Source organism: Sulfurovum sp. bin170 (assembly GCF_010892395.1).
Classification (GTDB): domain Bacteria; phylum Campylobacterota; class Campylobacteria; order Campylobacterales; family Sulfurovaceae; genus UBA1140.
Genome location: NZ_JAACKB010000282.1, coordinates 1 through 4,462, shown reverse-complemented (window position 1 = coordinate 4,462; position 4,462 = coordinate 1). Strand labels below are relative to the sequence as shown.

Here is a 4,462-nt window from a genome sequence, read left to right as displayed (position 1 = left end):
TAAATTAAGGATTAAAATGTTTAAGTCTATAAATTCTCTCTTTTTCTTGTTGTTCTCAACCAATTTTGCTTTTGCAAATGGTGATATAGATACATCTCATCTACTCTCACAGCATCTTTCTAATAGTTTAAGTAATACGATTATATCTGATGCAAATCTTCATCAATCAGATATAAAGATTAGCAGTAGTCAAATCTCCAATATAGAGATAAAGTCAACCAATACTCTTTTAAACTCCATTATCAAAAATGGTTCAAATGTTTTTCAAAATATTGTACAGATAGAGAGTTCATCTGTCAATAATATCGTAATATCTAACAAAAATATAATTGAAAATTCCATTATAGATAACTCAACAGTAAGTCAAGGCAGTATCTATATTGGAAACAATTAATTAAATATAGGTGAATTGGTATACAGTTCTTTATAGAAATCAGCAGATAAAACTTCTGTTGATTTGAAATTGTATTTTTTAGAAATCTTGGTTAATGTTGCAAATTCCTCTTTTGAGATATTTCCATTTGTCTCTACTTTGTATCCATAAAATTTAATCAATCTTTCAATTAGTTTAAATTTGATAGCTTTTTTTGCACTACTAAACTGTGCTACTTTTTTATCAATAATCTCCATATCAGGTTTCATATGAGGTGTGGTACATGTCCAGTAAGGAACTTGATATAGTCGTCCCAAAAGTTGGATAAGGCTATACTCAGAGAGTATACGCAACGCTTCATCTTTGGACTGTTGCATGGTTGCATATTTACTATAGCCTATACCTGAGCCGTTTAGAAATAGACCAAATCGGTTCTTTTTTCTCTGTCTTGAGATGATGATTTTATTTTGAGTGGCTACACCTGATACATAGCTTCTATCTTTGTATTTAAAAATATTCAAGTCCATAGCGATTTGAGAGAGTGAGTTACTACGGTCATGGTCAAATCGTGTATCGGTGTCACCTCTACCTGAACCAAATTCTAAATCTAGGTCAAAGTTTCTACTCTCTGATATATACCCTTTGTCAAACTGGGTGATACTCCCGTTTATGACCAGCTCAGGCATCACTTTTTTCATCTCTGGAAAGTAAACAAAGCCAGTGGTCTGTGTCTCATATTTATTATAGATAGGTTCATACGCCAAGAGAGAGAGTCTGTTCATATGCAAGATGAGAGGTGTTCTCAAAAATGCTTTGCTGTCCATTGGCATCGCTTGTCTAGCTGATGTCATGTTCTCAATAGTTTTTACCTGAAATTTATAGTTTGGTTGACCATATATCTCCAAAAGTTGGTTTAGTTTTTTAAATGCTCCTGTAAAATAGGTGGTGTTGTTAATAGGCATCGCTATTTTTTGCTCCTCCACCGTAAATTTTGGTTGGTCAACAACACATCCTTGCATGGCTAACATAAACAATAGTATTATAATTTTACTTTTTATAGACACAATATACTCCTTTAATCTACAATAATTCTAGTATCTTCTATAAAGACGTTGACCTCTTTAATGTCTCTATTTCCTCTTAAATCAATGGTCTCTAGTTCAGACAAATCTTCATCTATCACTTTTACTTGTCTCGAATCTTGAACCCTTACACTGGATTGAAGACTATTCTCTTCAATATCTGATTCTTTGTCAAACTTTTTCTCCTCTTCATCAAAAAATGATTCCCCTTTCTCATCATTTTGTACAAAATTTTTATATTTATTTTGTTTAATATCCATAGAGTCTTTATAACCATCTCCTTCAACTTGTAGGTCTTCTACATGGACATTAATCTCAATATCTCTGTTTTTCAGACTATCATCAAGCTCAATAGTCGCCAACTCAATATTGTTGTTTTCTACTTTGTAATCCCCTTTTATGTATTTGTAAATTTTATCGTCATACTCTTTTTTAGAACGATTTTTAATCTTCATCTTTTCAAAAGTGCTGTTTTCAGATTCAAAATTTACTTCTTCTTGTTCCCAATCACTGCTATCAGCAGATAAATGAATGGTTAACAGAGCCATAGTAGTTAGTAAAAATATTTTTTTCATCTTTTTCTCCTTAGTTAAATAGTAGTCATACCAATGGTTACATTTGCTTTATCTATTTTTATTAGCGTATCACTGCATGTCACTGAAAGTTCTGCACTATAGTCGTTGTTAATATTAACACCACAAATTTGAACATCACTGTTTTCTACTATAGTACTTTTTAAAATACTCTCTATGGTTATTTCTGCATTCTCCACTTTTACACCACTTGCAACGGTTATCTTTCCTTGTATTAATTGACTGTTATCTGTAATTTTACTATCTTCTATAATTTCATTTGTTATTTTAATGGTACTATTTACTATAGAAGCATTAGTCGCAATAAATTCTGATTGAGAAATATATGAGTTATAAATATAGGCATCATCAATAGTGTTTTTCAGGGTTAAAGTAGAGCCTTTAATAATAGATTTATTACTTAAATCAATAGCTACTTGTATAATGGTATTATGTCCACCAGTTGTTATGTTATTAATAATGTTTTCAGTGTTAATAGTACTGTTTTCTATAAGAGAATCATTTAAGTTAATAATACTTTGGTCTACATCTGTATTATAAATATCTGAATCAGAAATGGTGTTATCTAGTATAATGGTGCTACTTTTAATCGTTGAAGTATTTTGTAGGTTAATAGCAGATTGTCTAATGTTTGAGTTGTCTTTAATCTTGCTACTATTAATAATTTTATTGGTAAAGGTAAAGGTACTATCTCTAATAATTGAATTATAAACTTCTATAATCCCTTGCTCTACATTACTATTATTTTTAATACTACTGCTACTACTTATTGTGTTGTTTTGATTTAAAGTAAGATTTGTAATAACACTCTCTGCCTCCACCAGTGAACCCAGAAAAATTAATATACATAGTCGTTTCATTTTTTCCCCTTAATCCATGACTGTTGTTAAACTCTGAGCCACAGCAGAGTTATTAATGGATGTATCTGTAATACTGCTCTTGTCAGCCAATTTGGCTCCATCCATATTTGCACCCACTACATGGGTATAAAATTGATAAAGAGTAGAGCCATCTTCAACTTGAACATAGTTAAGCGTATTGGCTCTACTAAAAGTGCTATCTTCTACCGTGGCACTCTCTAGCTCTAGTCTATCTTGATATATCGCACTATTATCAGATACATCGACATTTTTTGCCTCATTCATCGCCTCTTGTGAACTCCCCTCTTTGGTTTTAAGCTCCACATTGATAAGTCTAGAACTATCTCTAACTACGATAGTAGATTGAGAGAGAGTTGCATTGTTCTCAATGGTAGCTGTATGTATCAGATTGCTCTTTTGCAAACTCCCTCTATCATAGTTATTGAGTTCATCCACTTCACTGCTCTCTACTTTGAGCGTTGATTGTGATATGGTAGCATCCTCCATATCGGTATTGGTTATCTCATTTCTAATACGCTCACTGGTGTTAAATCCATTGAGTTTATGGTTGAGGCTATTGATGTCAGAATCTGTAGAGATGATAGATGACTGCTCTATGTGGCTATTATCGATTTTTAGATTGTCTATCTCATTATCAATATTTTGACGAATACTATTAAGCATACTACCTTTTGCTTTTATAAGCCCCTGTGTGATGGTCGAGGAGTTAATATCATTGCTTCCACTGCTATCGGTTCGTTTCACACTGTTTTTTTGCTCTATCTCCAGTTGGCTTACGGATGCTCCATCTGTGATGGTGATTAGCCCTTGGTGTATGATGGAGTTTTTGATATTGGTATCTTTGATTTTGTTTGTCTCCGTGATGGTAAACTTATCAGCCGTCCCATCACCAACGCTATTCCCCCCACTGTTGTCAATGATATTTGTCACATTGGACTCCTCTCCCACGATGAGGTTGCCTTGAGTTACAAAAGACTCTCCACCTGTAGCTGTTAGATTGTTTATCTCATTTTCAGAGACAAGCTTCGCATCTTGAAGTTTTGCTCCACTTTTGACATGGGTTAATCCCTGATGGATTTGTGTACCTGCACTAGTGACGGTACTGTCGATAATGAGATTTCCAGGTTGCTCCTCAATACCACTTGGTTTTTGCACTATATGAACATTGTCCACAAATGCATCATCCTCTATATCCACAGTTCCTTGTGATTTTATCCCCTCTTCATGAAAAGTAGAGTCGATAATCTTATTGACCTGTTCTAGTTTTAAATTGGTAACAGACTCTTGTGCCATAAGTAAAATGGTTAATAGTGATAGACCTATAATCTTTTTCATCGACGCTCCCTTTTTGATTTTTTACTTTTGTAAATAGATATTCCCCCTCTATCTACTTACAAAAGTACACTAACCGAAGTTAGTGTAGGTTATGGAAAATGATTACCCAGCAGTTGTACCCTCAATAAGTGTACTTCCTTGTGTTACAGTTGAACCACCTGTAATATCTGAGTCTTTAACAAGGTTTGTTTGATTTAT

General features: G+C 33.3%; 5 protein-coding genes. 1 reads left to right on the top strand and 4 read right to left on the bottom strand.

Going from position 1 to position 4,462, the window contains the following annotated elements:
- Positions 1-394: hypothetical protein (locus tag GSY74_RS06655; RefSeq protein ID WP_223157492.1), on the top strand; the 394-nt coding region annotated here is incomplete at its 5' end.
- On the opposite strand, the gene GSY74_RS06650 is transcribed toward GSY74_RS06655, so the two are convergent.
- From GSY74_RS06650 to GSY74_RS06635, 4 genes are read right to left on the bottom strand one after another with little or no spacing between them, the layout of a single operon-like run.
- Positions 391-1,437: a hypothetical protein gene (locus GSY74_RS06650; protein WP_164664322.1), complete on the bottom strand. Its 1,047-nt coding sequence runs from the start codon at positions 1,435-1,437 to the stop codon at positions 391-393. The two genes, GSY74_RS06655 and GSY74_RS06650, sit on opposite strands and share 4 nt — an antisense overlap.
- Before the next feature lie 11 nt (positions 1,438-1,448).
- Positions 1,449-2,030 carry a hypothetical protein gene (locus GSY74_RS06645; RefSeq protein WP_164664321.1) on the bottom strand — a complete coding sequence of 194 codons (582 nt, stop codon included), beginning with the start codon at positions 2,028-2,030 and terminating at the stop codon, positions 1,449-1,451.
- A 14-nt stretch (positions 2,031-2,044) separates the two neighbouring features.
- Positions 2,045-2,908: a hypothetical protein gene (locus tag GSY74_RS06640; RefSeq protein WP_164664320.1), complete on the bottom strand. Its 864-nt coding sequence runs from the start codon at positions 2,906-2,908 to the stop codon at positions 2,045-2,047.
- 9 nt (positions 2,909-2,917) lie between these two features.
- Positions 2,918-4,264, bottom strand: coding sequence for a hypothetical protein (locus GSY74_RS06635; protein ID WP_164664319.1), 1,347 nt, complete (start codon positions 4,262-4,264; stop codon positions 2,918-2,920).
- Positions 4,265-4,462 lie beyond the last annotated feature (198 nt).